The organism is Acinetobacter genomosp. 15BJ (assembly GCF_000400715.1).
Lineage (GTDB): Bacteria > Pseudomonadota > Gammaproteobacteria > Pseudomonadales > Moraxellaceae > Acinetobacter.
In genome coordinates, this window is record NZ_KE007347.1 from 942,052 (window position 1) to 967,331 (window position 25,280).

A 25,280-nucleotide genomic window follows, 5' to 3' on the forward strand; every position below is an offset into this window, starting at 1 on the left:
TTATTATTTTAATCCAGAACATAAAAAAGATGACTTCTTCTTTATTTTTTTAATGAAATAACAATAAGATAAGGTGTAACTTGATAAACATTTAAATTTGGAAAAACAGTTGCCAATAACTTGAGTGCATCCTGTGTCTGATCTAAAGGCAAAACAGCATTAACGTGAATTTTATTTAAAGCCTCGGCGTTAAAAATGATTTTACCTTTGTAGTTTTGATCTAACTCCTTTAATACCTGATCAAGTGCTAAATCTTCCACCATTAACTGATGTTTATTCCACTTTTGTTGCTCATTATAAATATTCAGTGCTGAAAGTGGTTGTATCCCATTTTGATTCAGGCTCACAGCTTGCCCCGCACTCACAATGACTTGCTGTTTGGAATACACATTCGCTGCTTGCACACGTACCCGAGAATGTAACATTTTTAATGCTGTTGCAGATGGTGTATAGCTCACACTAAAAGCTGTCCCCAGTGCTTGAATCTGCCCATGAGTAGTTTTGACTAAAAATGGACGCTGTGGATCTTTAGCCACATCCACATAAATCTGACCTTGGACTAATTCAACAACTCTTTGGTTGGCTTGAAAATCGATATTGACTGCACTCTTGCCCCGTAAAATTAAACGGGAACCATCTTGCAAAGTTTGAGTTGTCCATTGCGCTGAATCGCCCTGAATATCTGCCTGTAAATAGGCAATAGAGGTATCTGACAGATAAAAAACACTGCCGCCAATTACCACTGATGCAATCGCAAAAACACTCCCTACGCGCAGATGTTTATAGGCTTTAGCAGAGCCCAAGCCCGCTTTAAGTGCTGATTTAACCACTTTCTGATGCTGTGTGGTTTGAGATACTTTTTGAATCGAGCGAATACATTGCTCAATATCAGCTGCAATTTTTTGATGTTGCTGGCTATTCTGCTTCCATTGATTAAACTTCAATTGTGCATTTATTCGAGTTGACTCATCGTCTGAGCTTAATTGCACAATCCATAATGCCGCTTCTTCAACCAGCTGATGATGCTCCTGTTTATTGATCGCCATTAAATATGGATATCCATTTCAAACCGAGTCATATAGCAACGAGTCAGACAGCTAGCGAGATATTTTTGGATCATTTTAGTTGAAACACCCAATCGCTCTGCTGTTTCTTTATGGGTATAGCCTTCTAAATAATGCAAAATAAAAGCGTGTTGTGCTTTTGCAGAGACATCTTCCAATGCTTTACACATTTGATCAAGTGCTTGAATAATCTGCATCTGATCCTCAGGCGATGCAACAGCATCCAACATATATTCCATTTGACCCATGCCATCTAAGTAAGCCTGTTCAATCCTTTTACGGCGTACCTGATCGATGAGTAAATTCTTTGCAATCAAAGTGAGATAAGCACGCGGTTCTTTAATACCAAAAAGTTCATCCCGCGTTTGTAATAACTTAATAAATGTATCTTGCACTAAATCTGCAGCTTGATCAGTATTGCCTATTTTTTGTCTCAACCATTGATGAAGCCAGCCTCTATGGTTTCTGTATAACTGATCTACAAGCACAGGGGTTTTGTTCACGATCATCTGACTCAAAACAAGGTGTGCTTAAATGATAATAATTATCATTTAAAAAAGCAAGCAAGAATCTGACAAACTTATATTGACTGTTATTTTTATAGGCATCCAGTTCAAATCGAATGCGTAAGCAACACAATTATATATTATAGCCTATTGATTTAATTGATCTTCAACCCAAGTAATCAATTCGTTTAGATTTCTATTTCTGCGTTTTAACAGCGCTTTGTTTGGGATGTAATAACACAACTCGGCTCGCACGGCATTTGTAGGTAACGGTTGTAGCAATTTCGAATGGATTAATCGACTGACCAGTGTGGTTGAACAAAATACTAATCCATCACTGGCAAGCGCCTCTTGAATGCCAAAAATTTCTTGATCGTAGCACTTTAGCTCGATCTTTGAATGCGCTGCATCATTCTCAATAAGCCATGTTGTTAATGGTGGCTCAGGTAAAGCCCGATTTTTCCATTCCATACTTAATAGTTTGATCGGTTGTTGCTTCCAAGTGCTCATACTTAACCCAGCCGCCGCAAATACATTAAATGACTCATATTTAATAATGTCTGAGGGTGAAACCGATGAAACAGCACCATAACGGATCGGAAGTGCATATAAATGATTGTCCAAACTTTCCCCTGTAGAGATTTCAACTGCAATCTCTGGATGCATTTGAGAAAATCCCTGCATAGATGGAATCAAAATCATTGCTGCGAGTGAGGAGGTGGTGGTGATCTTAATCACCCGGCTGGCGTTACTCACCTCCTCCAAAGCATCTTCAATGGTACGAAATCCATCTGATATTGCACTCGCTAATTTTTCGCCAGTCTCGGTTAAGCTGATTTTTCGAACCTGCCGATAAAACAAATCCACATTTAACCTGTTTTCCAAATTGCTAACGTGATGAGAAATTGCCGTAGGTGTGAGTGATAACTCCTCCGCAGCCAATTTAAAACTGCCTAAACGAGCAGCAGATTCAAATGCCTTCAATGCTTGTAAAGAAACCTGCATTTCTACGCTCCACAGCTAATTTTTATAGATGAATTAAACTCATTCATATCTGTAATTTAGTCGTTTGTCCAGTCTGTAATGAGCACTTAAGATGAGTTTATCTTTAGTGCTCAAAGTGACTCACCATGAAGACAATATTACATATCGATGCTAGTGTTCGCAGTACTTTCAACGATAATCCTCGTCATCAGTCCATTTCAAAAAATATCGCAAAACGCTTTATTCAGACTTTAAAGAAGCAAAGCAATATAGATGAGTATATTTATCGTGATGTAGGCATAAATCCACCTGCTTTTATTAATCAGGATTGGATTGGTGCTGTGTTTACTCCTGAAGAAAAAAGAACAACCGCGCAAAAGGAAATCTTAGCTTTATCTGATCAATTGATTGCCGAAGTTTCAGCAGCTGATCTCATTGTGATTTCATCACCGATGTATAACTATGGTATGCCTGCACAATTAAAAGCATGGTTTGATCAAATTATCCGTATCAATAAAACCTTTGACTTTGACCTTGCACGTGGAGACTTTCCACTCCAACCCTTACTATCAGGCAAACATCTGGTCATCATTACCTCAAGTGGTGAATTTGGTTTTGACGCCGATGGGATTCGCGCTAATCAAGGTCATCTCGTCCCGCATCTGCGAACCTTAAGCAAATATTTAGGGGTTGAGCATATTTATGAAATTGCATCTGAATACCAAGAGTTTGCAGATGCTCGTCATCAGAACTCTCTAGAAAATGCATTAAATCAAGCAGAATCCCTTGCTGAAAAGTTAATATTTGTGGATCAAAAAAGTCCTGCAACACAGCTCGAATATAAATAAGATCAAGCTTTAAGCATAAGATCTGATTAAGGTTGAAAGTTCGTGAATAAAGTGATTTTCGGATTACTTTATTCCGCTCAATTCGGCCATTATTCAGAAAAATTACTTTGCTTCTAAAGCATCAATCATTGCAAACGCAGTAACTCGTGCAGAAAATGGATTCTGTCCAGTAATCAGGTTCGCATCACGCACCACATTGGGTAGAAATGGAATGAATTTTCTTTGATAAAGTGCGCCACGTTGTTTTGCCAGTTCTTCAACGTTATAAGGAACTTTCTTCGCGACTCCTGCCAATACTTCTTCGCACCATGCAAAACCTGTGAGTTTCTTTCCAGCAATTAAATATTGTCCTGTAGAAAGTCGAACATTAAGTAATCCACAATAGCCATGACAGACACTGGCAACAACGCCTCCTTTTTCATAGATATTTTTAGTGATGTCCTGCAATTCAGCATTGTCTATGAAGTCCCACATGACCCCATGCCCACCTGTGTAATAGATTGCATCATAATCTTGCCAATTAATCTCAGAAGGTTTTTTTGTTGTTTCAAGTAATTGCATAAATGCGGGATCATTTTTACGTCTAAGCACAGAGGCATCGGCAACAAAACGTTCTAATGACTTAGGTTCTATCGGAGATAAACCGCCATTAGGGCTCACAATATCTTGAAGATAATTCTGCTTTTCAAACTCATCATAGGCATGCGTTAGCTCGCCCAGCCATAGTCCTGTTGGACGGTCAATCCCTTCATATTTCGAGATATTAGTTACGACATGCAGGATACGTTTCGACATCTTTCACCTCTACTTTTGACTTATTTTTAATCTTGCTTTTGCATCACTATAAGCTTAAAGTTTACTTTAATGTCAAGAGAAAATCAGTAAAATGAACATTAGTGAATTATCTAAACAAAGTGGTTTGAGCACCCCAACAATCCGTTATTATGAGCAAATCAAGCTGTTACCAAAGGCAAAGCGTAAATCAAATGGCTATCGGGAATATAGTGAAAATGATCTCAAGCAGCTATTTCTAATCCAACAAGCACAACAAGTTGGCTTTTCTCTGACAGAAATTAAAGCGTTTTTACCATCGAATGTCGCTTCATGGAATCATGACATTCTAATTGGCTTACTAGAAAGCAAGATCAAAGATATTGAAGAGCTAGAGCAAAAACTGGCAATAAGTAAGCAAAACCTGCAAATGATGATTGTGGCGATCAATAGCAAACCAGATGAGATTACCTGCGAAGAAAATGCGCAACGTTTGCTCAACCTTTACTATACCAACGACAAAGCATGAAGACTCTACTCCAAAAAGCGAGGTCTAATCGCACCGATCATATAAACCCTAATCAACGGCAACGGGCAAAAAAATTAGAAATATGCCAGTTCTCTGATTACAATAATTTTTTATTTTAATCATCATCTTGGTGATTAAATTATGGTTAAAAGCTTGCATAAACAATAAGCCAATTGCAGATTTATCTACAATTGGCTTTTGATCAATCTATATCTTGCCTTCGTATGAATAATTTCTTGACCTAATCTTAAGATGCAAATGAATATATACGCATCCGCTTTTTATATTGGCGTGTACGACATGCCATCGCTGTTTGCTGTAAGGTCAACGCCCAAAGCGGAGAAACTTTTGGATTGGTCGATTTACCCAGACTGAGTTTTCGTAACTGAAACTTCACTGTGGCCATGTTGGCGAGCGAGGCTAAAGTTTTATTTTCCCAAGTAATTGCTTTCAATTCTGGTACAGTATTTTGCCCTCGCTTCCACTCATTTGGAAGATTTGGATCAATTGCCAAAGCTGTGGCAATCCCAACCATATCAACACCACTTTCAATAACTTGTTCAGCGACTTGTTTACGACGAATCCCACCTGTCACCATCACAGGCATCTTGGCAATTTTACCAATCTCTTGGGCAAATTCGAGGAAATAAGCTTCTCTCGCCAATGTCCGACCATCGCGTGCCTGACCTTGCATTGCAGGTGCTTCATAGCTACCACCAGATAACTCAACTAGATCAACAGTCAGCTCGTTGAGCATCACTACCACTTGCTGTGCATCTTCAGCACTAAAACCACCGCGCTGGAAGTCAGCCGAGTTCAGTTTAACCGCCACTGTAAATGTATCAGAAACCACAGCGCGCACCGCTTTAACAATTTCAATCAAAATACGAGCACGATTTTCCAATGTGCCTCCCCACTGATCTTGACGCTTATTACTGAGTGGTGAAAGAAATTGACTGAGTAAATAACCATGAGCCGCATGGATTTCAACACCAGTAAAGCCTGCTTTTTCTCCTAGACGTGCAGTGTTGGCAAAACGTTGGATGATTTCATTAATCATATCTTGGTTCATTTCAATGGGTGTATTAAAACGATTTGACATTTTGCCTAGATCTAAAGCAACCGCAGAAGGTGCCCAAGTCTCTTGACCTAAATTAGATTGCATTTGACGACCAGGATGATTGATTTGCAACCACGCTTGTGCGCCCTTAGAGCGAGCAATTTGTGCCCAGCGTTTGAAAGTATCCAAATACTTTTCATCTTCCAGTACAACACCACCTGGTCCAGTCATGGCACGACGATCCACCATGACATTACCTGTGATAATTAAACCCACACCACCATCTGCCCATGCTTGGTATAAGCGCATCAGCTCGTCAGATGGTACATGATTTAAATCAGCCATGTTTTCTTCCATTGCAGCTTTTGCAATGCGATTGGGGATGTGCGAACCATTCGGGAGAACTAATTTTTCAAATACTTTCATTTTTGAAACCTCATTGAGTATAGGTTTACTTTAAGATTAAAGTGAACTTTAATGTCAATAGGTTTGATCTCACTTTATCAATATTTTCTAATAATCAAAATAAAATCATAAATTTAACATGTGATACCAATATCAAAAAATTCTTAAAATAAAAAATAGAGGCAAATATGCCTCTATTCTTGAATGGTATTTTGAATCAAATCAATGCAGCCTATGCACGGATGAATGCTAATAAATCTGGATTAATTACATCAGCATTCACGGTTAACATGCCATGCGAAAAACCTTTGTATGTTTTTAAAGTTCCATTTTGTACCAGTTTGGCAGACAAAGGCCCAGAATTTTCATAAGGTACAACCTGATCATCATCCCCATGCATCACCAATACAGGGACTGAAATCTTTTTCAGGTCCTCAGTAAAATCGGTCTGAGAAAAAGCGACAATGCCATCATAATGTGCTTTTGCACCTCCCATCATGCCTTGACGCCACCAATTCCAGATCACTGGTTCAGAGGGATTTGCATCTGGACGGTTAAAACCATAGAAAGGACCCGCTGGTAAATCATAGTAAAATTGCGAACGGTTTTTAAATAACTGATTTTGCAAGTCATCAAACACTTCTTTAGGTAGACCATCAGGATTATTCGCTGTTTTGACCATAATGGGAGGCACTGCACTCACCAAAACAGCCTTGGCAACATTCGCTTCGCCATGACGTGCAATATAGTGAGCCACCTCTCCACCGCCTGTTGAATGGCCAATATGAATCGCATTCTTAATCCCAAGATGCTGTACTACGGCTGCAACATCATCCGCATAATGATCCATATCGTGCCCATCCCAGACTTGACTGGAACGGCCATGCCCGCGACGATCGTGAGCAACTACACGGAAACCTTCATTTAAAAAGAATAACAGTTGAGCATCCCAATCATCTGAACTCAGTGGCCAACCATGATGAAAAAATAAGACCTGCGCATCACGAGGTCCCCAATCTTTATAAAAAATATCTACATCATCTTTTGTCGTAACGAATGCCATCTTTGTTTCTCCTGTGTAAGATTTACACTGTCGATTCATGATCTATATTCTAATTAATTCGTTTATAACTACATTTTTAAGTACTATCCGTATGGATAGTGGTTCTATACTAAAATTAAAGTTCGCTTTAAGGTCAATGCTTTTAGTCCTATTCTGATAATAAAAATGTAATTTAATGATTTAAAAGTAAAGGGTGATCAACAAGCTTAATTATTGAGATCCGTTGTTTTTTTCACAGATTTAAATGTTTTCAGTATTTGTTTTCTTTACATTGTTTCAACGAACTAGCTTTGTACTTATCAAATATCAAATTTTGCTGCTTGACATTAAAGTTCACTTTAATCTTATAGTGAACTCAGATATAAGAAATGTTCTTGTCGCTGACAGACATTTTGAATGACTTGGTCAATCAAAGGTTTACGAATATGCAAAGCAATAAACAGTTTACTGAAGTTGAGTTTGGACAACATAAAGTCAATGTTCACAAAGATGGATACTATGATCGTTTTAGGATGAATCCTGATTTAGATCAAGTCGCGCAAGATCCGGCTGTAAGAAATATTGATTTCTTCCGCAAAATTCCTAAAAAATTGGTTGAATCAAGAGTTGGCCCTGTTTGGGCGCCAAATTTCTACTATCGTAGTGGCAATGTGCAACTGTTGATGTTAGCCCCAATCAAACAACTCCAGAAAAAACTGCCTGCTCCTTTAGAACCTCTACAGGCTTTTCCAGGCTATGGTCTGGTCGCACTTACCTTCTTTAGTTATTCAGTTTGTGATAATGATCCGTATAATGAAGTCTCTGTTGCAATTGTGGTACGTAAGTCGAATGCACACGGTCCCCATGCTTTAGAGCTCATCAACTCGATTCGTCAACGCCATTTTTACGCACATGTTTTAGCTCTACCTGTTGATACAGAAATTGCCCGTGTCCGTGGTGTTTATGGTTACCAACTTCCGAAGTGGCTTACTGAAATTAATGTCGCTATCGGCTCTGCTGAAGTCAATGCGAGCCTAACGGATACGACTGGCAAAATCGATTTAAGCCTGATTGCCCCAACACCCAATTTACAGCAGGTAAAATCAGAATCACAGATGAGTCAAGCGACGATGTTACATCTGGTTGATGGCAAATGGCAGCAAACTATAGTTCAATCTAATGTCTTATGTTTTGGACAAAAACTTTTGCCTAGAAAAGTCAAATTAGTTCGTCATGGTGGTCCTTTAAGTCAATTATTAGATGAACTTAAGGCATCCAAGATTCTCCGCTTAGATGTGATTCAAGACGCGCAAGTTATTCTCCACCTACCCAAAGCACTTTAATATTCAACTCATCAAATCGTTAAGGAAAAACAAGCAATGACAAAATTAAAATATGATCTTGTGGTCTTTGGTGCGACTAGCTTTGTTGGGCAAATTCTTACTCAATATCTAGCTGAATACCTTGCCACTCAAAAAGAACAGATCCGTTGGGCAATTGCTGGACGTTCCCAACAGAAATTACAACAAGTTAAAGATGCACTTGGCGCTGTAGGACAAGCTGTCCCGATCTTGGTTGCCGATGCCAATAATCAAACTGAACTCGATGCGCTTTGTTCACAAACACGTGTGGTAGTTTCAACGGTTGGCCCATATGCTTTGTATGGTGAGCCGTTAATTCAAGCCTGTGTGAGTAACGGAACAGATTATTGTGATCTGACTGGAGAAACTCAGTGGATTAAACAAATGATTACGAAGTATGAAGCGCAAGCACAACAATCAGGTGCACGTATTGTCCATTGCTGTGGATTCGACTCAGTCCCATCTGATATGGGGGTTTATTATCTGCAACAGCAAGCACAGCAACAGTTTTCTGCACCTGCCACGCAAGTCACCATGCGGGTTAAAACCTTAAAAGGTGGTGCATCTGGTGGTACAGTCGCTAGCTTGATCAATGTGATTCAAGAAGCTGCAGCTGACCCTGCATTGCGTAAAGATCTGCTTAATCCGTACATCCTCTGCCCTGAAAATCATGGTAATACCCAAAGACAGATTTATATCAAAAGCGCCAAATTCGACCCTGACTTTAATGCATGGATTGCCCCTTTTGTTATGGCCGCTGTAAATGAACGTGTAGTACAACGCTCTAATGCCTTGTCAGGTAATGCCTATGGCAACAACTTTCGCTATAACGAAGCGATTTTGACTGGCGAAGGATTAAAAGGACGCATAAAAGCCTTAGCTGTCGTCTCTGGTCTAGGTGCATTTATGCTCGCTGCGGTCAGTAAACCAATTAGCCAAGTGATGGAACGTTATCTATTACCAAAGCCTGGAGAAGGCCCGACTCCAGAGCAGCAATTAGCAGGCCGATTTGACTTACGTTTTGTGGGTAAAACCGATGCAGGACAAAGCCTAAAAATTAAAGTGACTGGTGATCGTGATCCTGGTTATGGCTCTACAGGAAAGATGTTGGGACAAGCAGCGCTTAGTCTTGCCATTGACCATGCCAAAGATGGCGAAAAATCGACTACTCAAGGTGGCTTTTGGACACCTGCCACCATGTTTGATGATCGATTTATTCAACGTTTAACAAAGCATGCTGGGCTTGCTTTTGAACAGGTTTAAAATCTTCTGTTTTTAACTCGGCTTTCTGAAGGAAATATGTCAGTAAGTAAATATTCATTGTTAAAAACAGCATCATAAAACTTATCAGGCCTTAGAAATTAAGGCCTGATTTTAAAACTTAAAGCATAAGTCGCTTTCTTGCTGCGAGATACTCTCTTTCAAGTCGGCTCACGAGTGCTTCTACTGAAGTGGTGGCTTTGATTGCATTTAAACCTTGACCACATCCCCAAATATCACGCCATGGTTTGACCTTATGCTGTGTACCATCTTCATTCGGTGTACTGAAATCCATATCTTTCAGATTACCTTCAGGTAAATTGGCTGGATCAAGTCCCGCTGCACGAATACTTGGTGCAAGATAGTTACCATGTACACCTGTAAATAGATTGGAATAGACAATTTCATCTGAATTGTGATCGACAATTGCCTGCTTATAAGCGTCTTCGGCATTGGCTTCATCTGTGGCAATAAATGCTGAACCAATATAAGCAAAGTCTGCTCCCATCGCTTGAGCAGCAAGAATGGCATCTCCTGTTGAAATCGCACCTGACAAAGCCAAAGGTCCATCAAACCATTCGCGGATTTCCTGAATTAACGGAAATGGACTCTTAACGCCTGCATGTCCACCGGCACCCGCAGCAACCGCAATCAAGCCATCAGCACCTTTTTCTATGGCCTTTTTGGCAAAGGTGTTATTGATGACATCGTGCAAGACCACACCACCATAACTGTGTGTTGCATCATTGATTTCTGTTCGTGCACCTAAAGAGGTAATGACAATCGGTACTTTGTATTTGACGATCAGCTCCATGTCATGTTCAAGACGATTATTACTTTTATGCACAATCTGGTTGATTGCAAAAGGTGCCGCAGGTCGGTCTGGATATAAGGCATTATGCTCAGCAATTCCTTCAGTAATCTCTTTCAGCCATTCTTCCAACTTCTCAGCAGGTCGCGCATTCAATGCCGGCATCGAACCAATCACACCTGCTTTACATTGAGCCAGCACCAGCTTGGGCGTGCTAATAATAAATAACGGTGAACCAATTACAGGGAGTCTCAGGTTTTTCATTAATTCTGGAATTTTTGACATTACTTTTATCCTTTAGATACTCATTATTTCAAATAGATAAAGACATTTTTGGAAATAAGAAGCATTTCACTTTTTGATTCACTTCATCATATTGGGATAAAAGTTTTTATGCAACTTGTTGCATAAAATCTACATTCACTTCTGCTTTGTAAGAAATAACGAGATAAATGAATAAAAACATAGTTAAGCCCTGAAATAGTCTGGAATTCTTTTACTTTGCTGTCATGTGGTCCCTTTCTTTAACAACATGATTAAATAAGAATCGTTACCAACAATATCAATGCGATAGTTCTTAAAGATGGTATGCTTCGTTAATTTTTATTCTTTTATCAATCTCCTGGAGCTATTTATGAGCGCAATGATAAAAAAGTTGCAACAGATGCGATTTTCTTCTGTACTCGAAGCCGTCACTTTATTGTTATTATTCCTCGTGGCGATTCCCCTAAAGTATGCATTTGATTTACCGATAGCGACAAAAATCATGGGCCCTATTCATGGCTTGGCATTTTTATTCTATCTTTGGAACTTGGTGCGTACTGCTTCGCTCTGGTCTGGCGTGGAATTACTTCGATTATTTGTGCTTGCCTTTATTCCCTTTGGTGGATTCTTTAACGAAAAATACATCGCACAGCGTCAAGCCAAGCTATAAGGCTCAATTTTTATACTGAAAAGAAAAGGAAATCTGAGGATTTCCTTTTCTTTTTGTTGAGATAATAAAAACAATTCATGTCTGATTTCACATCACATTCACATTCCAAATTTTAAGATATTTTTAAAAGGAGTGAGATCATCAATATGAACATTTTAAAAACAGTAGCGGTCTCAACGCTGAGCCTACTCTCCTTGGTTGCTTGCAAAAGTACGTCCAGTTACACACATGATTATGAAAAAGCAAATCAACAAATCAGTGGAATCCCCTTAAATGATGCTCAAACTCAAATGATTGGTCAGGATTTTGTTTCCGCCTTTAATAGCATGGGCACAGTCAATTTTGTAAATAATGCAAGCCGACTCTATGCCGATGATTTGTATATCAATGACACACTTTCTCAATTCTCAACGAAAAAAGCGCTCATAAAACATTTTGAAGGAATGAATGAGCATGTCAGTAAGGTATCGGTAAAATTAATCAGTGCAACCCATAAAAATGACTCTGCTTATATTCATTGGCAAATGACCTATGATTTTAAAATGTTTGGTCGAACAAAAAAAATGTCTTCCTATGGCATTAGCCAAATCAAAGTGAATGCTGAACATCTAATCATATTTCAACAAGACTATTGGGACCCAGCGAACGGTTTATATCGCTCTGTTCCATATATCGGAACAGGCTATTCTTTACTTCTCCCCTTTAAGAAATAGTCTAAGATTTACGCAAATAAGTGCAGAATAAACTATGAACAATATTTCGTTATTAGAACAATTAAATAAAATTGAAGGTTTAATTGTCTTGGCCTTAGTAGATGCTTTTGATGGTTCTATTTTAGAAACTATAGGTGAAGAGTTTTTTAATTTTGAATTCGCCGTGACTGAAGGTGTGAATCTATTTAACTACCAGAAAAAATTAATGGATGAAATTAGTCCTCATGATTTTCTGGAAAGTGTGCTCATGAGTACGAATCATCAATACCACATTATTACGCCACTAGAAACCAACCATAGTGTTTTCCTCTATGCAATTTTAGACCGTACTCAAACCAATTTAGGCTATGCAAGCTATGAAATTCAAAGGATTGAACGTGGTCTGAACTTCTACACTTATTAAATATGACTCAGTATATAGAAATAAAACAGACTGACTAAACATTAGCATCTAGGTGAAAAAAATGAATAATTATTTTATGCAATTAGGATTTAGTTTTTTATTTCTTATATTAAATTCTAATCCGGCTCATGCAAATATACAGAAATGCAAAACTGCTCCTCTATTGGTTGGCTCAAAAAATATTGGTACAGTAACTTATTATGCAGATAATTGTCATCAGAATTGGGAAAGTCAAAATATCCAATTAGATTTTTCTTACGACCAAAATATTCCAGAATGGGCGTTTAAAAAAGCAGCCAACTATTATCTTAAAAAAAATATTAGTAATTTTTCTAATGACTCAGTATTAAACCAAATTACTGAACTGTACAAACCTGTAAAAAAAGATGATCTATACTCTTTAGCCTATAGTCAAATGAACAAGCAATTAAAGCTCTCCCTTAATCAAAAACTGTTAGGTTCGATCACAGACCCGCAAGCGAATCAATATTTCAAAATATGGTTTGGAAGCTCACCATTTAATGCTAAATTAAAGCAACAATTACTAAATCAATAACTTGATCTAATTATTATGAACAATCAATTTATTCTTATGGTGGAAGATCATTATGAACTTGCCGCCACGGTTTGTGAATTTTTAGAAGAACATGGCTTTGTGGTGGATCATGCACGAAATTTGGATGCCGCCCGCAACTTTTTAAAAACTCATCCTTACCATCTACTGTTGCTTGATATTAATTTACCTGATGGCTCAGGTTATGACTTATGCGAATGGCTCAGAATCGATCAAGGCAAAGACATTCCCATTTTGATGTTAACTGCAAGAGATACACTCGATGACAAATTAAAAGGTTTTAGTGCAGGAACAGACGACTATCTTGTCAAACCTTTTGATTTTAATGAACTGGTCATGCGTGTACGTGCACTGATTAAACGATCTCTCGGCGAAGTATCAAGCAGTAAAATTCAAATTCACGATCTAATTTTAGATAGCGCAACTCAAACCATAACACGCGCAGGTCAGTCGATTGAATTGCCACGAATTCAATTTAAATTACTAAAAATTTTGATGCGAAATTCCCCTAAGGTGATTACCAAGCAAGAAATTATTATCGAACTATGGGGCGATGAAGAACCTGAAAGTGATGCATTACGTAGCCACATCTACAATCTAAGAAAGATGATCGATAAACCTTTTCAGGAAAAATTGATTCATACCATTTCTGGTGTGGGTATAAAAGTAGCTTTAGATATGACAGCACATTAATTCAAATACACCACAACAATCAAACCCGTTGTATTTTCTAATTGCAAATGAGGATGCGTATTTAAATAATATTGTCGGTCGAATAACTCAACTCGCCACCCTAATTGAGTACATAATTTCTTAACTAACTGTAAACCAATACCGTGGCCTTTGGCGCTAAGTTGAAGTTGTGAACTATTTAGCTCCTGAACCTTACAATCATTCGGCATTGCAATACCGATCCCATTATCAGCAATCACAATGCTATTTTTACGTTGGATAATATGGATATTAGAACCTTGAGAATAATTTAGCGCATTACGTAAAATATTGCTCAGTACCATTTTTGTCATTGACGGATAAATCCATCGTGCTGATTCCTCAGCATCCACATGCACAAAAATCTGCACCCCTTTGCCTAGACTGACAGGTTCCAAATCTCTGACTAAATCACTGATGATATTCGACAACTTCACATGCTCAGCAGTCAATGTATTGGTTGTATTACGTGCAATTGCCAACAAAGTTTCAACCAGTAATTGCATATCGTCAATGGTATTAGAAATACGATGCAATGATTTATCCTCACCATACTTGACCTGACACAGTTGCACATTGCCTTTTAAAATCGTCAATGGAGTCCGTAATTCATGACTAACATCGCCTGTAAACTCTCGTTCTCGGTTAATAAACTCACTCAATACTTGATGGTATTTTTCTAATGCTTGTTTTAAATATTCAGCTTCCATATTGCCGTTGGTACTGATTCCTTGAAATGGAGATGCCTCTTTATGCTGATGTGCCCAATCAATATGTTCTAGCGCATTTGCTAAACGGGTAATTGGTGAAAAATAACGTTTTGCACGCCGATTTGACCACCATAAAATGCTATACAGTACAATCAGACTGAACATTAACGGTGCTAAACCAAACATCCAGACGATTTTATTGACATTGCTTTCGCCAAAAACAAGTAGTACATGCTGCCCGTTTTTTTCACCATAAACGGTCATACGATCTTTGCCATCTACAAAAATTCGGTGCACACCCTGTTTTAATATTTGATTTTGGAACGCTAAAGGTGGTTTTTCACTTTTCCAACGGTAGCCATATAAATTTTTAGTATCTGGTAAATCAGCATTTGGATTACGATCAACGCGTATCCAATAGTGTTCCATTTCTTGTTCAAGTGCAGTTTTAAGCAATGAGCCTTTGATCACCCAAGCACTGCACGCAATCCCGATAATAATTGAAAGCGCGATTAGCCCGATTTGCAACCAATAATAACGATTAAACATCCGGCTCAGTGGACGGTTATTTTCATCGCTTTTATGGGTCTTAAACATAATCTCGCCTACTTAAAAACAGCTGCTCATTTTAATTATACGGCTTTCTTTTTGAACAGGAAGTGACCAATGATCCATTCTTGCCCCTGCTCAAATCCGAACAATTCAGCACAAGCCATAAAGAAAATACGCCAACGTTGCCACCATGCCGCCGAATCTTGCCCATACACCTTTTCAAAAAGTGGTTTTAATTGTTCAGCGTTGCGGTCCATATTTTCCAGCCATGCATTTGCCGTTTTTTCATAATGAGTACCTGACCACTGCCAATGTTGCGACAATTCCAAATGCTCTTGAAAATGTAAGAACGTTGAAGTTGCAGGCATCAATCCACCTGTAAAAAAGTATCGCGACATCCAGTCATATTCACTTTTTATTTCAAAAGGATAGTGTAAAAATCTATGACAAAAAATATGACACCATAGCAGTCCATCCGCCTTTAGCCATGATTGAATTTTCTCAAAAAGCTTTTGATAGTTTCTAACGTGTTCAAACATTTCGACTGAAACAACACGATCAAATGCGTTTTGCTCCAATTCCAGTACATTGACATCACAGGTAATAACATCAATATTCGTCAAGCCATATTTCTCAGCTTTGGCCAGAATATACTGACGTTGCGTCGCTGAATTGGAAACAGCCGTAATTTTTGCATTTGGATAATGCTCAGCCATCCACAGCGTAAATGAACCCCAGCCACATCCTAATTCCAGGATATGTTGCCCATCGTTTAAATGGGCACGATCGCTATAAATCTGCAATGCGAACTCTTCAGCTTCATCTAATCCAGTTCGATCATGAGGAAAGAAGCAAGCACTGTATTTGAGCCGTTTTCCTAAAACAGCCTCAAAAAAAGCCGTGGGCAGTTCATAATGTTGCTCATTGGCTTTGTCTGTTTCAATTGCAATCTGGCTATGCTTCAACATATTTAGCACATCCATATAACGTTGAGCGCCTTGTTCTGGGTCATAGCGGCCTTCTTGAATCAAACGCTTCTTGCTGAGTGCACGGATTGCCGCACGAATCGCCTGATCAGGTACCAAACCACTTTCTACAAGCTTTAATGATTGATTAATAATAAAGTCCATGTGCCTACCTACTCTTTTGGTTTCCACGGAATAAACATTGAAGTTCGTTTTTTATAATCGAGATAATTTTGACCTCGATGTTTTAATGCTTGTTGTTCACTAAATGGAATACCGGTGATGTAATACAAAAATAACCACATCATAATTGGATATATCCAAAGACTGTATAAGCCTGCTGCCAGTCCTATTATTGGATATGCAAACCAGTGTATCCATTCAAAAAAATAGTTTGGATGACGCGAATAACGCCACAGACCTTGATCCATGGTTTTGCCATCGTTCTGCTTTTGTTGCTTAAAGTGAAATAATTGTTGATCCGCGATCACTTCACCAAGAAATGCAATCAGCATAACGATCCCAGCAATGATCAAAAAAACATGGGTCTGAGGACTCCAAACAAAACTCGGTACATTGAGCAAAGTCCACATCGGAATGGTAAATAAGATTGCCAAACCAGCTTGAAACATAAAAAAAACATAAAAACCAATATGTTGATATTTCCCCATCGCACGACGCATATTGGCATATCGGCGATCTTCTGCTGATTCTGCTCGATAACGGCGCAACAAATGCCAACTTAAACGTAAAAACCAAATTGAGCTGAATACGCCAATAAACAATCTAACATTCATCAAAGCATCATCAACTAACCATGTGGTCAGCAAAATATTCAGCGCAATACAAAAACTCCAAGCAACATCGACTATGCCAGCACGGTGATTGTAGCTTGCCCATAGCCAACAAATGGTCATGAGCACTGCATCAAGTAAAAACAATTGCCATAACATCACTGTCTCCTTGATGCGTTAAATCATTGGATGATTAATAAGGGCTTACTTCAAATAAAAGCTGTACATCGCTAATTACCCCTTCTTTAAAACCGCCCTCGCAATAACACAAATAGAAGTCCCACATCCGAATAAAGTTTTCATCAAAACCTAAACCTAGAACTTGTGTTTTGGCATTTAAAAAACGTTCCCGCCATTGGTGAATGGTTTCAGCATAGCTTTGCCCAATATCTTCAAGATGTTTCAAGCGTAATTTCTGTTCGGAAGCTGCTTGAGTTAACACACTAATAGATGGGATAAAACTCCCCGGAAAAATATAGCGCTTAATATAATCCACGCTATGCAATGCTTTTTTATATCGAGCATCTTCAATCGTAATGGCCTGAATCAACCCTAGACCATTTGGTTTTAATAAAGACCTACATTGATTAAAGTAACCAGATAAATATTGCTCACCGACAGCTTCAATCATTTCGATCGAAACTAACTTATCAAAGCAACCTTCTAACAGTCGGTAATCCTTAAGTTGAACATCAACTCGATGACTTAAGCCTGCATCGGCAATTCTTTGGATCGCTTCATCATATTGCGCTTGTGAGATGGTAATCGTGGTCACTTTACAGCCGTAATGCTGAGCGGCATAGATAGCAAAACCTCCCCAGCCACTACCGATTTCAACCAGATGATCCATGGGTTTAAGCTGTAACTTCTGACAGATCAACTCTTTTTTATAATCAGAAGCTTGCTCAAGCGTCATCTCCTTATGCTTGTACACTGCACTAGAGTACATCATGGAAGAATCAAGAAATAATTTAAAAAAATCATTGCTTAGATCATAGTGCTCAGCGATATTTTTACGACTGCCAGCCAAAGAGTTTTTACGCGTTCTATACCATGCTTTTAACAGTAGCTGGCTCGCTTGTGAAATAAGGTTTTGATTGATCTTATCCAAAACATCACGATTTCTTGCCAATATCTGAATTAATTCAACCAGATTTTCGCTGCTCCAATAGCCACGAATATAACCCTCCGCGGCACCAAGCACACCATTCTTAAAAATGAGATCAATTAGATCTTTGTGATGAATATCTACAGTTACTTCTAAATCAGAAACTTCACCAACTGTTCCATTCCATTCACCACGAAAGTGAATTTGTCCATGTCGAAGTTTCAGCAAGCTGCGTAAAACCAATGGCAGAGTGTCTTGTTCACCAAAAATTAGCGTTTTTATCATCTTGTTCTAAATCCTTATTCTTTTTGGGATGTCGATAAAATGGAACTTTTTTAAGCCATAGCTGAAATGCTTGTACATAAATTGAAGCTAACATTTTGAAAGGTTCAAATATATGTTGAATAGCATAATGATTAAGCTGTGAAGGAAGTGTGATCTGCTCTAATCCAAACCGCATAGTTGCATCAAAAATGAATTGTTGGTTTTGATAAAGTTGCATATGAATCACATTTTGAGTATTAGAGAAGTTAAATTTCCATTTGTATTGAATATCCATTGGCATAAATGGGGAGACATGAAAACTTTTCTCGAAATCAAACTCATAACTGTCATAAGGACTATGATTTTTCAACTTTTGCTGGCAATCATGTACGTAAACTTTGTGCTCATTCCACGGCGTATTGGTTATCTCACTCAGTATAAAAACAGGCTGTTTTTGACGATTTAAAATGAAATAGAACACAACCGAATTAAAACTAAAACCTAATGTTCGTGGTAAGGCCAAGACACGGATTTCTGATTGCGGGGACAAAATCGTATCTGCTTGCTGCAACAAAATTTTTGTTATTTTTTCTCGAAAATTACCGCTATAACCTTTAAGGAAATCCTGATCAGATACATTAAGAATATTCCAATGGTTTGTAGAGCATAACCATGATTGCTCAAGATTTTCCGCTATTCGATCTGGATCAAAATATAAATAGCTCAACGTCGCCTCAAACTGATGAGGTTTGGGACTAAAACGGCGATGCCTGATTTTAGCTTTCGCAATCGCAAGTTGAGCTTCTAACATCAATCAACTCCCATATTCATCAGCGATTGACATAAGATGGTTCACGACGCGTTCAGCGCTTCTCGCACCATCTTCGTGAAATCCCCATCCCCAATAGGCACCGCAAAATGAACTGCGATTATTGCCGTTTATTTCATGCCAACGAGATTGTGCTGTAATCGCATTTTGATTAAACACAGGATGCCGATAATGTCGTTCAATATAAATATGATCTTTGGCAATTGGCATATTTGGATTGAGGGTAGAAAAAACCTGCGTCTTGCAGTTCAGATTCTGCAAACTGTTCATCCAGTAGCTAAACCCGTAATGAACACTATCAGCCAAAGCCTCTTTTTGAGCTGTCACATGTACGTGCCAACTGGCCCACTGAGATTGGGCTTTTGGCATGATTGATTTATCAGAATGGACGACCATCACATTATCTTGATAAGCAAAGCACCCTAATACATCATGCTCTTTCTCGGAAGGCTCTTTAAGCAACTTTAAAGTATCATCGGCATGGCTGGCAAAAATCACCCAATCAAATTGCTCCTGCCCATGAGCCGTTACAATTGAAATATGATGTTCATTTCTTAGTACATGCAGCACTTCAGTTTTCTTCCAAATGATCGTTGGGCAATCACGCTGAATCGCGTATATATAAGATACTGATCCGCCTTTGACTGTTTGCCATTGTGGGCGATCTTTTAATTGCAACATCCGATGATGCTGAAAAAAACTCACCACAAACTTATACGGAATCTTTCCAATCTGCTCCACAGGGCTTGACCAGAGTGCCCCACACATTGGATATAAGTGCTCATCTCTAAAGACCTGTGAATAGCCATGTTTATTGAGATATTCTTCAATACTTAAGTCTGTATCAAGTTCACCAACAGCAATCTGTTTATTTTCTCGATAAAAGCGAACTAAATCCGATAGCATTAAACGAAAGTTTTTATTTAGAAAATTTTGCGGTCTCGTCAATAATGACCATTTTTTTGAAGGATTGTATTGTAACCCTGTCACTAGATTATTGACTGAAAAACTCATGTCGCTATTCTGTGCTTTGACTCCGAGCTCAGCAAGCATTGCACTAAAAAGTGGATAGTTATGTGCGTTAAAAACAATAAAACCACTGTCTATGGCAACTTTTTTTTGATCAATCCGAAACTCATGTGTATCGGTATGTCCGCCAAAATAGTTTTCTTTTTCAAAGATGGTAACTTGATGCTGTTTTGATAATTTCCAAGCCGCATATAATCCAGATATCCCAGAGCCGACGATTGCAATTTTCATAAAACACTCCCGTCACTGTTCTTTTCTATCTTCTTTTTCAGACTGTCCAGATGCATTTTATGCGCATCATATATCCGTTGAGGCACAGGCTTGATTGCCCATATGAGTCCACAGAAAGACATCGCTTTTAGGACATAATAAGTGATATCAATTTGCCACCAGAAAAAACCTTGCCGTGTACTTCCTGCATAATAATGATGATTATTATGCCAACCTTCACCTAAAGTGATGATCGACAAAAACAGATTATTACGACTATTGTCCTTGGTATCGAAATCCCTGCGCCCATAAAGATGAGCGAGCGAATTAATACATAAAGTCGCATGAATCAATAACAGCGTTGAAACTACAAAACCCCAAACCAGCAATTGCGGTCCCGATGTACCTAAATTGGGATAAGTTACTGCAAGCCAATCACCCAATAAATAAATAGCAACAGCTGTTATTAAAACAACAATGAAACTAAAACGGTCTAACCAAACAATCTCAGGGAATCTTAGCCAATCTTTAATAATTTCTTTTCGAGTGGAAAAGTTCTGCTGATTCAAGAACCATCCAACATGGCTATACCAAAAACCATGTGTCGATGAATGTGGGTCGTGTTCGGTCTCGGTGAAACGATGATGATAACGATGATGTGCCGCCCACCATAATGGACCGCGTTGCGCACTCATGGTTCCAATAAGAAGGAAAATAAACTGTACTGAGCGTGATGTTTGAAATGTTTTATGTGATAAATAACGATGAAAGAATGCTGTAATTGCAAACATTCGAATCAAATAGAAGATAATCATAAACAAGACAGCGAACCATGAAATGCCCACCCAAAACACAGCTAAGCAAGCCATATGCAATAAAATAAACGGAATAATTCTCAACCATTGGATCTGAGTATCTTTGCTGGTTTTAGACGCTTCTAATTCTGTTAATCCAGAAGTATCCGTAATTGACCAACTGTCTATCCATCCCAGAAAAAACTTAAACATTGATTATTCCTAACCCATCTCTTCTTATGCTTATAATCTTAGTCAATTCGATATGAAATTTATGTGAAGCCCATAGCGTTCAGGTCTAGCGCGTATTCTTGATCTTTGTACAAAACCATTAAAAATAAATTATTATTTTTAGAGATGAATCTCTCATATCCCCTAGAGCAATCAATATAGCCTAAACTGAGCCGTTTAAAAGCTTATTCATCAACGTTTTTAAATTGTTTCGATAACACACTTAAAGTTTTCATGTGTTTTCCATAACGGCGACAGGAACGACAAGCCAATAAATGTAGTTGTAAATTGCTCTGCTCTCGCAAAAAAAGAGATCTATCCTGTTTTTCGGATAATAATTCGGTGGCTTGGCGACATGTCAACATGAGCAATCCTCCTGCAATAACCATTTATTTTCTAAACATTCACGCAGTCGGGTTCGGCTGCGATACATCAACACATTAAAATGTGAGACCGTCAGTTCTAGCTTCTCACAAATTTCATTGGAACTCAGCTCGATCACCTCACGCAGCATAAATACCTGTGCATATTTGGCGGGTAAATGATTGAGACAAGCATCAAAAATAATCCAGAAATCTTGCTGCCCCATCATTTCTTCAGGGCTTTGCCACGCTTGCGGTGCTTCATATTTATGCCAATGCCCTGATGCATCAAATAAGGCATCAATACTCAGCTCACTTTCTTCATCCTTAAATAATTCACTCATGCTGACTAAACGTGATTTTTGTCGAATCAAATCAATAATCTTATTTTTTAAAATTGCGAACACCCACGTTTTAAAAGCAGCCCGTCCGCTAAATGAATCTAGGTGTTGGAATGCGCTGGTCAGTGCTTCCTGAACCACATCTTCAGCCTGTTGTAATGAAGACAATTGTAAAATTGCAAATTTCAGCATCTGTTGTCTTAAATCTTGCAAAAAAGCAGGATTGTGCAACTGATGTAATAGTTCATCGTGATTCTGTGCTGAAGCTGAATTCATCCCTGTATCTCGTCATTATTATGAGGAATATGAATTAATCTTAACCGAGTTAATAACGCTTTTAACGAATAAATTTGTGTTTGAATTTCTTGCTGAGAAAATTCAGGGAGTACTGATTGGGTCAGTTGATAAAGATCTGATTCAGTTACATTACGTTGATTCATTTGTTCGATGAACATGGCGAACAAAGGTGATAAAGGCTCAACACAGACCTGATCCAAATCATCTCGCCATACCAAAATAGCACTTGGCGCTTGTTCCACCTGTTCAAGCCTCATTGTCGTTGACCAGCTATAAACGGGATATTGATAGGCCAATATCCAAACTTGGGTGGTCAATTGCCAGTCTTGATCTTCTGCCAGAATAGGAATTTCTATTTCGACTGTATCCAAATAGAGTTCAAGCCATTCATACTGTAATAACTCTGCCAGCCATAAGTATTGTTGTAATATCGGATGTTGCTGTTCGGTAAGATATTCCCGAAATTGTAGTGAGATGTCGTTGTATAACGGCGACTGGCACTGTGATTTTTGAAAAAACTCTGCCAATAATTGCTGCCACTGCTGTTCAGGTAACATGGCGCGTGCTACAGGAAAGACCAAGTTTATAAATGAACAGATATTATTAAACAACAGATCACGATAAACCTGCATACGATGGACAGCAAAGTTTTGTGGTGGCTCTAACTCGGGATCACGAATCCAGTCACAGAACTGTCGCTGCGTAGTGTGAAAGGATATTTGCCTTGCCTTCATCACGACCCTCCTGTTGCATATTTTTGATACTGGTCAATTCACTTTGTAACTGTTGCCAAGATGGAATATTAAAGTCTCGTTCCAGTAAGGTCGGCTTAACCCCACAAACTTGATAGGTATATTGTAAGAGCTGCCAAACTGGATCACTAATTGCTGCACCATGTGTATCGATCAATAGGTTTTTTTCAACTTGTTCATGGCCAGCAACATGTAAGTAACGAATCCGATCTTTGGGCATCGCATCAATAAAACCATACGCATCACTGCCATGATTAATACTGTTCACATACACATTATTCACATCAAGTAGCAATTCACAGTCTGCTTTTAGCAGCACTTCACGCACAAATTCCGCTTCACGCATTTCTGCATTTGGCATCAAATAGGTGGAGACATTTTCAATCACCAGTCTCTGCCCTAATATATCCTGCACCCGTAAAATACGTTCTGCCACATAATTCGCAGCAGCTTCGGTCATAGGAATCGGTAATAGATCATATAAGTAACCACCATCATGGGTATAGCTTAAATGTTCTGAGTAAATTTGGGCTTTATAGTGTTGTAGAAATTTTTTAACCTGCTGGATAAACTCAAGATTTAAAGCATGCGGTCCGCCAATGGATAAAGACAATCCATGACAAATTAAAGGTGCTTTCTCAACACATTTGGCTAGAAGTTTGGCATGCCGACCACCAAAGCCCATCCAGTTTTCAGGAGCAACTTCAATGAAATCTGGATGAGTATCGGCATTTAAAAACGCATCAATAAACTCACGCCTTAAGCCTAGACCTACACCAACCAATTCAGACATGCTTAAAACTCCTATGATTGAAATGATGTCGATCTAAGCTTTAGACCGACATCATCCATGATTGAATGGACTATTTGGCGCCGCACTTGCCGTCAGCCACTTTTTTATCCGCACCGCATTTTGCATCAGCAGCTTTCTTGGCTGCACCACACTTCGCATCGGCTGCTTTTTTCGCTGCGCCACATTTGGCTTCAGCAGACTTTTGCTGTTGTTTTGCTTTATTTGCACCACATTTCGCTTCACCACACTTTCCGTCAGCGGCTTTGCTTGCATGTGTTTCTGTTGCAGCCGTCGTTGCTGCAACAGATACTTGGGTTACACCAGCGACTGATAATGCTAACAGTGCTGCAACAGAGGTCATTGAATTAAGTTTGCTCATTTTTCTATTCCTTTTAAGGTAAATGCTCGGTTTGTACAGAGGTACATAAAGTTAGACGGCGTAAATTCCAATTTATTACAGTGCAAATAAAAAAAATTATCTATGTAAGAAACTGCATCCTCACCCGACTAATGATCATTCAATCCTATTCGGTGTGAAATTATCATGAAGAACTTTTTTTATTCTCTCGCTCAGCACTATCAAAACATTTGCGCTACGTTGAAGCATACAGATGGTATCGCGGCACTTGCCTTACGTTGCTATCTCGTTCCTATTTTTTGGATGGCAGGCACAAATAAGTTGATGCATTTCCAAGATACAGTGGAATGGTTTGGCAATACCGATTGGGGCCTAGGTTTACCCTTTCCACATATCATGGCAGCACTGGCAACTTCGACGGAACTTGCTGGAGCTGTGCTTTTAACACTCGGTCTTTTGACACGTTGGATTAGCATTCCATTGATCGTTACCATGTTAGTGGCGATTGTCACTGTACACTTACCAAACGGCTGGCAAGCCATTGCTGATCCCAATGCTCCCTTTGCCAATGCACAAGTACTCGCCTCTGCTGAAAAACTGAAAGCAGCTCGGGAAATTTTACAAAACTATGGCAATTATGACTGGCTAACATCCAGTGGCTCATTGGTGATTTTGAATAATGGAATTGAATTTGCTGTTACTTATCTCATCATGTTATTGGCTTTAATCGTATTGGGTGGTGGCCGTTATTTCAGTTTAGATTATTGGATAAAGCAAAAATTTTCGAAGTAGCTTTGTTAAAATGATTTCAGCATCAATAAAGTCAGGAAGCTGACCGCAATATTACAATTTTGTCATTTATAAAAATCTGATTATCTTTGACGCTAAAATGACATGATAAAACTTTGGGCTCGA

The 25,280-nt window shown here is 38.7% G+C and carries 29 protein-coding genes; 10 read left to right on the forward strand and 19 right to left on the reverse strand.

The window, feature by feature from the left end; genetic code table 11:
- Window positions 1–41: 41 nt before the first annotated feature.
- From F896_RS09725 to F896_RS09715, 3 genes are all read right to left on the reverse strand, one after another.
- Entirely contained in the window at window positions 42–1,046 is a 1,005-nt protein-coding gene (locus F896_RS09725) for a FecR family protein (RefSeq protein ID WP_016163731.1), read from the reverse strand.
- Window positions 1,046–1,567, reverse strand: coding sequence for a sigma-70 family RNA polymerase sigma factor (locus F896_RS09720; RefSeq protein WP_171069684.1), 522 nt, complete (start codon window positions 1,565–1,567; stop codon window positions 1,046–1,048). The genes F896_RS09725 and F896_RS09720 overlap by 1 nt, the downstream gene beginning before the upstream one ends.
- 150 nt (window positions 1,568–1,717) lie before the next feature.
- Window positions 1,718–2,575 (reverse strand): LysR family transcriptional regulator, encoded by an 858-nt coding sequence (locus tag F896_RS09715; protein WP_016163733.1) that lies wholly within the window; start codon window positions 2,573–2,575, stop codon window positions 1,718–1,720.
- 125 nt (window positions 2,576–2,700) lie between these two features.
- On the opposite strand from F896_RS09715, the gene F896_RS09710 reads away from it, so the two are divergent.
- Window positions 2,701–3,402 carry an FMN-dependent NADH-azoreductase gene (locus F896_RS09710; protein WP_016163734.1) on the forward strand — a complete coding sequence of 234 codons (702 nt, stop codon included), beginning with the start codon at window positions 2,701–2,703 and terminating at the stop codon, window positions 3,400–3,402.
- A gap of 102 nt (window positions 3,403–3,504) precedes the next feature.
- Here F896_RS09710 and F896_RS09705 read toward each other — a convergent pair whose 3' ends face one another.
- Window positions 3,505–4,197, reverse strand: coding sequence for a type 1 glutamine amidotransferase domain-containing protein (locus F896_RS09705; protein WP_016163735.1), 693 nt, complete (start codon window positions 4,195–4,197; stop codon window positions 3,505–3,507).
- 91 nt (window positions 4,198–4,288) lie between these two features.
- Between F896_RS09705 and F896_RS09700 the strand changes: the two genes are divergently transcribed.
- Window positions 4,289–4,702, forward strand: a complete 414-nt coding sequence (locus F896_RS09700; RefSeq protein WP_016163736.1) for a MerR family transcriptional regulator — start codon at window positions 4,289–4,291, stop codon at window positions 4,700–4,702.
- Between the two features lie 247 nt (window positions 4,703–4,949).
- Here the strand turns inward: F896_RS09700 and F896_RS09695 are convergent, their stop codons facing one another.
- Entirely contained in the window at window positions 4,950–6,188 is a 1,239-nt protein-coding gene (locus tag F896_RS09695; RefSeq protein WP_016163737.1) for an NADH:flavin oxidoreductase/NADH oxidase family protein, read from the reverse strand.
- 211 nt (window positions 6,189–6,399) lie between these two features.
- Window positions 6,400–7,230 carry an alpha/beta fold hydrolase gene (locus tag F896_RS09690; RefSeq protein WP_016163738.1) on the reverse strand — a complete coding sequence of 277 codons (831 nt, stop codon included), beginning with the start codon at window positions 7,228–7,230 and terminating at the stop codon, window positions 6,400–6,402.
- A gap of 425 nt (window positions 7,231–7,655) precedes the next feature.
- Here F896_RS09690 and F896_RS09685 point away from each other — a divergent pair, with 425 nt between their 5' ends.
- On the forward strand, window positions 7,656–8,552 hold the full coding sequence (locus F896_RS09685) for an acetoacetate decarboxylase family protein (RefSeq protein ID WP_016163739.1): 897 nt from the start codon (window positions 7,656–7,658) through the stop codon (window positions 8,550–8,552).
- 36 nt (window positions 8,553–8,588) lie between these two features.
- The gene (locus F896_RS09680; protein WP_016163740.1) at window positions 8,589–9,833 is read left to right on the forward strand and encodes a saccharopine dehydrogenase family protein; all 1,245 of its coding nucleotides are present in this window, start codon (window positions 8,589–8,591) and stop codon (window positions 9,831–9,833) included.
- Window positions 9,834–9,951: 118 nt separating this feature from the next.
- On the opposite strand, the gene F896_RS09675 is transcribed toward F896_RS09680, so the two are convergent.
- Window positions 9,952–10,926 (reverse strand): NAD(P)H-dependent flavin oxidoreductase, encoded by a 975-nt coding sequence (locus tag F896_RS09675; RefSeq protein WP_016163741.1) that lies wholly within the window; start codon window positions 10,924–10,926, stop codon window positions 9,952–9,954.
- 349 nt (window positions 10,927–11,275) lie between these two features.
- Here F896_RS09675 and F896_RS09670 point away from each other — a divergent pair, with 349 nt between their 5' ends.
- The 5 genes from F896_RS09670 to F896_RS09650 all read left to right on the forward strand — a co-directional run bounded on the left by F896_RS09670 (window position 11,276) and on the right by F896_RS09650 (window position 13,958).
- Window positions 11,276–11,575, forward strand: coding sequence for a DUF3817 domain-containing protein (locus F896_RS09670; RefSeq protein ID WP_016163742.1), 300 nt, complete (start codon window positions 11,276–11,278; stop codon window positions 11,573–11,575).
- Window positions 11,576–11,721: 146 nt separating this feature from the next.
- Window positions 11,722–12,288 (forward strand): nuclear transport factor 2 family protein, encoded by a 567-nt coding sequence (locus F896_RS09665; RefSeq protein ID WP_016163743.1) that lies wholly within the window; start codon window positions 11,722–11,724, stop codon window positions 12,286–12,288.
- Window positions 12,289–12,322: 34 nt separating this feature from the next.
- Window positions 12,323–12,691 (forward strand): hypothetical protein, encoded by a 369-nt coding sequence (locus F896_RS09660; protein ID WP_016163744.1) that lies wholly within the window; start codon window positions 12,323–12,325, stop codon window positions 12,689–12,691.
- A 61-nt stretch (window positions 12,692–12,752) separates the two neighbouring features.
- A complete protein-coding gene (locus F896_RS09655; RefSeq protein ID WP_016163745.1) occupies window positions 12,753–13,247 on the forward strand; it encodes a chalcone isomerase family protein in 495 nt (164 codons plus the stop codon).
- A 15-nt stretch (window positions 13,248–13,262) separates the two neighbouring features.
- Window positions 13,263–13,958: a response regulator transcription factor gene (locus F896_RS09650; RefSeq protein ID WP_016163746.1), complete on the forward strand. Its 696-nt coding sequence runs from the start codon at window positions 13,263–13,265 to the stop codon at window positions 13,956–13,958.
- On the opposite strand, the gene F896_RS09645 is transcribed toward F896_RS09650, so the two are convergent.
- The 12 genes from F896_RS09645 to F896_RS09590 form a co-directional block, all read right to left on the reverse strand.
- Window positions 13,955–15,283, reverse strand: a complete 1,329-nt coding sequence (locus F896_RS09645) for a sensor histidine kinase (RefSeq protein ID WP_016163747.1) — start codon at window positions 15,281–15,283, stop codon at window positions 13,955–13,957. The genes F896_RS09650 and F896_RS09645 overlap by 4 nt on opposite strands.
- Window positions 15,284–15,318: 35 nt before the next feature.
- Window positions 15,319–16,368: an SAM-dependent methyltransferase gene (locus F896_RS09640; protein ID WP_016163748.1), complete on the reverse strand. Its 1,050-nt coding sequence runs from the start codon at window positions 16,366–16,368 to the stop codon at window positions 15,319–15,321.
- 8 nt (window positions 16,369–16,376) lie between these two features.
- Window positions 16,377–17,156: a DUF1295 domain-containing protein gene (locus F896_RS09635; protein ID WP_016163749.1), complete on the reverse strand. Its 780-nt coding sequence runs from the start codon at window positions 17,154–17,156 to the stop codon at window positions 16,377–16,379.
- A gap of 34 nt (window positions 17,157–17,190) precedes the next feature.
- Window positions 17,191–18,390: an SAM-dependent methyltransferase gene (locus F896_RS09630; RefSeq protein WP_016163750.1), complete on the reverse strand. Its 1,200-nt coding sequence runs from the start codon at window positions 18,388–18,390 to the stop codon at window positions 17,191–17,193.
- Window positions 18,365–19,180, reverse strand: a complete 816-nt coding sequence (locus F896_RS09625; RefSeq protein WP_016163751.1) for a DUF1365 domain-containing protein — start codon at window positions 19,178–19,180, stop codon at window positions 18,365–18,367. Before F896_RS09625 ends, F896_RS09630 begins: the two co-directional genes overlap by 26 nt.
- 3 nt (window positions 19,181–19,183) lie before the next feature.
- Window positions 19,184–20,458: an NAD(P)/FAD-dependent oxidoreductase gene (locus F896_RS09620; RefSeq protein ID WP_016163752.1), complete on the reverse strand. Its 1,275-nt coding sequence runs from the start codon at window positions 20,456–20,458 to the stop codon at window positions 19,184–19,186.
- Window positions 20,455–21,444 (reverse strand): acyl-CoA desaturase, encoded by a 990-nt coding sequence (locus F896_RS09615; protein ID WP_016163753.1) that lies wholly within the window; start codon window positions 21,442–21,444, stop codon window positions 20,455–20,457. The genes F896_RS09620 and F896_RS09615 overlap by 4 nt, the downstream gene beginning before the upstream one ends.
- A 203-nt stretch (window positions 21,445–21,647) precedes the next feature.
- Window positions 21,648–21,827 carry a zf-HC2 domain-containing protein gene (locus tag F896_RS09610; RefSeq protein WP_016163754.1) on the reverse strand — a complete coding sequence of 60 codons (180 nt, stop codon included), beginning with the start codon at window positions 21,825–21,827 and terminating at the stop codon, window positions 21,648–21,650.
- A complete protein-coding gene (locus tag F896_RS09605) occupies window positions 21,821–22,441 on the reverse strand; it encodes an RNA polymerase factor sigma-70 (protein ID WP_016163755.1) in 621 nt (206 codons plus the stop codon). Before F896_RS09605 ends, F896_RS09610 begins: the two co-directional genes overlap by 7 nt.
- Entirely contained in the window at window positions 22,438–23,196 is a 759-nt protein-coding gene (locus F896_RS09600; RefSeq protein WP_016163756.1) for an HvfC family RiPP maturation protein, read from the reverse strand. The genes F896_RS09605 and F896_RS09600 overlap by 4 nt, the downstream gene beginning before the upstream one ends.
- On the reverse strand, window positions 23,147–24,007 hold the full coding sequence (locus F896_RS09595) for an HvfB family MNIO-type RiPP peptide maturase (protein WP_016163757.1): 861 nt from the start codon (window positions 24,005–24,007) through the stop codon (window positions 23,147–23,149). Before F896_RS09595 ends, F896_RS09600 begins: the two co-directional genes overlap by 50 nt.
- Before the next feature lie 70 nt (window positions 24,008–24,077).
- The gene (locus F896_RS09590) at window positions 24,078–24,386 is read right to left on the reverse strand and encodes an HvfA family oxazolone/thioamide-modified RiPP metallophore (RefSeq protein ID WP_004806932.1); all 309 of its coding nucleotides are present in this window, start codon (window positions 24,384–24,386) and stop codon (window positions 24,078–24,080) included.
- 165 nt (window positions 24,387–24,551) lie between these two features.
- Between F896_RS09590 and F896_RS09585 the strand changes: the two genes are divergently transcribed.
- Window positions 24,552–25,157 carry an HvfX family Cu-binding RiPP maturation protein gene (locus F896_RS09585; protein ID WP_016163758.1) on the forward strand — a complete coding sequence of 202 codons (606 nt, stop codon included), beginning with the start codon at window positions 24,552–24,554 and terminating at the stop codon, window positions 25,155–25,157.
- The last annotated feature ends 123 nt before the right edge of the window (window positions 25,158–25,280 follow it).